This window comes from Haliscomenobacter sp. (assembly GCF_040403615.1).
Taxonomy (GTDB): domain Bacteria; phylum Bacteroidota; class Bacteroidia; order Chitinophagales; family Saprospiraceae; genus Haliscomenobacter.
The window spans coordinates 1-4650 of record NZ_JBBAKG010000203.1 but is presented as its reverse complement, the minus strand read 5'-3'; the positions used below and the strand labels follow the sequence as shown (position 1 = coordinate 4650).

The following is a 4650-nucleotide window of genomic DNA, read 5'->3' as shown; positions in this document are numbered from 1 at the left end:
CTATTTTTGTAGCCAATCCTTCGTATTCTCCACGTCGGATGTGTGCCAGGTTGCGCCGATTGGCGTTATGTGCAGCATATTCATACAAGTATACCGGGATATTCAATTCTTGCCCTACCCTTTGTCCGAGATTTCGGGCCAGTTCAGCAGCGTCCTGCATATCCAAACCTGCAATCGGAATCAGGGGACATACATCCGTGGCTCCTATGCGGGGGTGTGTACCCTGGTGTTGCCGCATATCGATCAATTGCGCCGCGGTTTTGATGCTTTGAAAAGCAGCCTCAACCACCGCTGAGGGTGCACCAACAAAGGTCATTACGGTACGATTGGCATCTGCTCCGGGATCTACATGCAACAACTTGACTCCAGCTATTTGGCGAATGGCGTCGGCAATGCGGTTGATGATTCCAACATTCCGTCCTTCACTGAAATTCGGTACGCACTCCAGCAACGGCTGACTGTCTTGTACTTGCATGAAAGTGGGTTTTGTAGTTTACAATTTAAATGTTAATTAACTATTTCGGTAGGGTTAATTAAGCTATCTTTCGCCCAACTTAATATTGTTCCCTGCTTTGACTTTAACAAATCTATTAACGCAGAAAAATTAACTTTCCGATTTTGGGTTTTGAATAGGAAGTCGAACGGTTCATTTCAAGTGAGCTTCCTATTCAAAAGCCTCTAAAAAAATCGGGAAGTTATTTTTTGCGTCATACTAATCTATACATCCTGTGATGAATATTGCCGAATACATTGACCACACGCTACTTAAGCCTGACGCAAATTTGGAAAACATTCTTCAAGTTTGCACCGAAGCACAGGAATTCGGTTTTGCCGCAGTTTGCATTCCTCCTTTTTACGTCAACAGCGCTTTTCGCGCTTTGGAATCCGGTAAACAAAAAGTGCAGATAGCTACTGTGATTGGGTTTCCTCTTGGTTATTCCAGCACCGCTGCGAAGGTAGAAGAAGTCAAACGCGCCCTTGAAGATGGTGCGGATGAAATTGACGCAGTAATCAATCTTTGTGCCATCAAAAGCCAATCCTGGGCACACGTGCGCAACGACCTCGACAGCATGATCATGGCCACCCGCATGAGAGGAAAAAAAATCAAAATCATCCTGGAAACGGTTTTGTTGACTCCCGAAGAATTGGAGCAGGCATGTACCATTCTGTTGGAGTTGAAGCCTGATTTTGCCAAAACCTCTACAGGTTTCAACGGAGGAGGAGCAACGGTGGAGGTCGTTCGACAAATGGGGGAATTGCTCCAACACAAAATAGCCATCAAAGCCTCTGGAGGCATCCGAAATGCTGCCGATGCCAGGGCCATGATTGAGGCAGGAGCTACCCGGATTGGTACTTCATCCGGCATCGCCATTGTAAAAGGTGAAAATGGTACAGCAGCGTACTAGAAATCCAAACACACTCTTGGATACCTGATCTTTAGCGCAGCGTTTGTCATCAAGTTTTTTTATTTTTGCAAAAAAACAGATCCATGCAGCGCGCCTATTTCATTTTGTTTATGCTGGTTTTGACTTTTCGTGCAGCAATGGCGCAAGAGGTACAAAACATTCAAATCAAAGAAGATCCCGCCATCAGTACCTTGATGAATCAGTATATCGAAGGCAACAAACAACGACCGTTCATCAACGGGTGGCGCCTACAAATCCTCGCCACCACGGATCGAGCCAAACTGGATGAAACCCTGAACAATTTTAAGGTACAATATCCGTTTGTGCCCATAACCTGGCTTCACGAGCGGCCTTACTACCTCTTGCGGGTAGGCGCTTACCGCAGCAAGCTGGAAGCCATGAGTTTACAGGAGTTGGTGCGCGGTGCTTATCCAGGGTCATATTTGGTACAAGACGCTCAAATCAGCCCGAACGATTTCATAGGAGGTTATTGATCCGCAAAAGTTTACGCTTACTAAACTTCAAAAGTTTAGTAAGCGTTGATCCATACATTATGCTAGGTAAATTTACCGGGACAAAAACGATCGACTGGATCGTTTTTTCCGTCTATTTGGGGTTGGTAGTGTTTGGGGTGATGATGATCTACGCCTCAACCTATATCGAATTTGAGAAAGTAGGCTTTATGCGCTCTTCGGTGGGCAGACAACTGATCTGGATGATCATTTCCTTCACGGCAGTGGCCACCATCCTGGCGCTCGACTGGAAAATCTGGCAGCTCCTGGCCTATCCAATTTACATCATTACGATGTTGCTGCTGCTGGGCGTTCCGTTTTTTGGAACCGAAATTCACGGCAACCTCTCCTGGTATACCTTTGCGGGATTGTCGCTCCAACCTTCAGAATTTGCCAAAGTTGGCGCAGCACTGGGGATGGCTGCGTTTTTGAGCACCCCCAGTACCAATTTAAAAACCCTGCGCAGTCAACTCATCGCCTTGGGCATCCTGGTCATTCCAATGGCCCTCATCCTGGTACAGGGCGATTTAGGTTCTGCCATCGTGTTTACCTCCTTTTTCATAGCAATGTACCGCGAGGGATTATCGCCCAACTACTACATCGCTGGCTTTACAATTCTGGCTATTTTATTGTTGGGTATAGTTTTTGACCCGCTTATCGTTTCTATTTTGCTATTGACCATGGGCTTGTGGTATTTGACCAGTTTGCCCAAAGAAGCCACCAATTTTAAGCGCATTGTGCTCGTATTGGGTGCTGCTGGCATTGCAAGTTGGTGGTTGGGATATGGGTATTATGGCATTGGAGGCTTAGCCCTGGTTTATGCTGGCTGGGCTGTGATTTACGCCAGTCGCAAGGGAATTCGGCAAGTTGGTGCTGCTGGAATCGCCATTGCGCTAGGGGTTGGAATGTGTTTTTCGGCCAACTACGCGGTATTGAAAGTGCTCAAGCCACACCAGGCCGACCGGATTTTGGTTTGGTTAAAGCCAGAATCTTGTACCGATTGCAAATCGATGTACAATTTTATGCAGTCCAAAACGGCCATCATTTCTGGTGGTTTTTTGGGCAGGGGCTTTTTGCAGGGCAGTATGACGCGCTACAGCTATGTACCCGAACAACCCACGGACTTTATTTTCTGTACGGTGGGCGAAGAGCAAGGATTTGTAGGTGTGGTAAGCTTGGTCGTCTTGTTTTTGGTACTCATGTTGCGCCTCACCATCATTGCAGAACGGCAGCGGTCTAATTTTGCCCGCGTCTATACCTATTGCTTTGTCGGGATATTGTTCATTCACTTTTTCATCAATATTGGCATGACCATCGGCGTGACGCCCATGATTGGTATTCCTTTGCCATTCATCAGCAGGGGAGGCTCATCGCTCTTGGCGTTTTCGGCGATGATGGCCATCGTACTAAAAATGGATCGCGACCGCTATCGCTTGTAATCAACATGTTTTCATACACCATCCAACATACCGATCCTCAATCTGCTGCACGGGCAGGGGTGATCCAAACTGCACACGGCGAAATCCAAACGCCCATTTTTATGCCAGTGGGTACTGCGGGTACAGTCAAAGCAGTGCACCAGCATGAACTGGAACAAGAAATCCATGCGCAGATCATCCTGGGCAATACTTACCACCTGTACTTGCGGCCTGGTATCGATATTTTGCAACAGGCGGGTGGTTTGCACAAATTCAACGGCTGGAACCATCCCATCCTGACCGATAGTGGCGGGTATCAAGTGTATTCGCTGGGCGAAACCCGCAAAATCAAAGAAGAAGGCGTTACGTTCAATTCCCATATTGACGGCTCGCCCCACTTTTTTTCACCCGAACGCGCCATCGACATTCAGCGCATCATCGGAGCAGACATCATCATGGCTTTTGATGAGTGTACGCCTTATCCGTGCGAATACGCCTATGCCAAAAAATCGATGGAAATGACCCATCGCTGGTTGGCGCGCTGTTGCGAGCGCTTCGACAGTACGGAAGGGCTGTATGGTTACGAACAAACCTTGTTTCCGATTGTGCAGGGCAGTACTTACCCCGATCTGCGGGTACAATCTGCCGAGGCCATCGCGGCCTTCAATCGCCCGGCCAACGCCATTGGCGGCTTATCGGTAGGTGAGCCAGCTGAAGACATGTACGCCATGACCGAGTTGGTGTGTGGCATCTTGCCCGCCGACAAGCCGCGCTACCTCATGGGCGTGGGTACTCCAGTCAATATCCTGGAATGCATTGCCCTGGGCATCGATATGTTCGATTGTGTTTTGCCGAGTCGCAACGCCCGTCATGGTTTGTTGTACACTGCCGAAGGGATTCTGAACATGCGCAATGCCAAATGGAAAGACGATTTTTCGCCAGTTGATGCCAGCAGCACCTGCCACAGCAGTCGCTTTTACTCCAAAGCCTATCTCCGGCATTTGATCCACAGCAGCGAGATTCTGGGCATGCAAATTGCCACCTTGCACAACTTGTCTTTCTTTTTGTGGCTGGTGGGCGAAGCCCGCGCCCACATTCAAGCTGGGGATTTCCGGGCCTGGAAGGAAATGATGGTGCCGAGGTTGGAAACGCGGCTTTGATTGAATTTTATAAAATGAATTCTAGGTTTTTATTGTTTAACTCATATTACGCAACACTTAAACGTTCGCCTAACCTAGAAACATCCATGGCAATGCGGAAAAGGCCTTATTGAAATCCCGATTTTGCGAAAGTGGAGGCGGGTTAAGCGAAAAA

The 4650-nt window shown here is 48.0% G+C and carries 4 protein-coding genes and 1 pseudogene; 4 read left to right on the top strand and 1 reads right to left on the bottom strand.

Translation table 11 applies throughout. The features are described from left to right. A pseudogene (locus tag ABW391_RS28625) lies at window positions 1–475 on the bottom strand (glutamate formimidoyltransferase); the annotation flags it as partial. Window positions 476–731: 256 nt separating this feature from the next. Here ABW391_RS28625 and deoC point away from each other — a divergent pair. The 4 genes from deoC (at window position 732) to tgt (ending at window position 4496) form a co-directional block, all read left to right on the top strand. Next, window positions 732–1406, top strand: a complete 675-nt coding sequence (gene deoC / locus ABW391_RS28620) for a deoxyribose-phosphate aldolase (RefSeq protein WP_353485329.1) — start codon at window positions 732–734, stop codon at window positions 1404–1406. Window positions 1407–1489: 83 nt separating this feature from the next. Beyond that, window positions 1490–1900, top strand: coding sequence for an SPOR domain-containing protein (locus tag ABW391_RS28615; RefSeq protein WP_353485328.1), 411 nt, complete (start codon window positions 1490–1492; stop codon window positions 1898–1900). 59 nt (window positions 1901–1959) lie between these two features. After that, window positions 1960–3357, top strand: coding sequence for a rod shape-determining protein RodA (gene rodA, locus ABW391_RS28610; protein ID WP_353485327.1), 1398 nt, complete (start codon window positions 1960–1962; stop codon window positions 3355–3357). A 5-nt stretch (window positions 3358–3362) separates the two neighbouring features. Further along, window positions 3363–4496 carry a tRNA guanosine(34) transglycosylase Tgt gene (tgt, locus tag ABW391_RS28605; protein ID WP_353485326.1) on the top strand — a complete coding sequence of 378 codons (1134 nt, stop codon included), beginning with the start codon at window positions 3363–3365 and terminating at the stop codon, window positions 4494–4496. The last annotated feature ends 154 nt before the right edge of the window (window positions 4497–4650 follow it).

Excerpts from the sequence above, each read along its gene's own strand:
- tgt (WP_353485326.1), top strand. The coding sequence starts at position 3,363 with ATGTTTTCATACACCATCCAACATACCGATCCTCAATCTGCTGCACGG.
- deoC (WP_353485329.1), top strand. The coding sequence starts at position 732 with ATGAATATTGCCGAATACATTGACCACACGCTACTTAAGCCTGACGCA.
- ABW391_RS28615 (WP_353485328.1), top strand. The coding sequence starts at position 1,490 with ATGCAGCGCGCCTATTTCATTTTGTTTATGCTGGTTTTGACTTTTCGT.
- rodA (WP_353485327.1), top strand. The coding sequence starts at position 1,960 with ATGCTAGGTAAATTTACCGGGACAAAAACGATCGACTGGATCGTTTTT.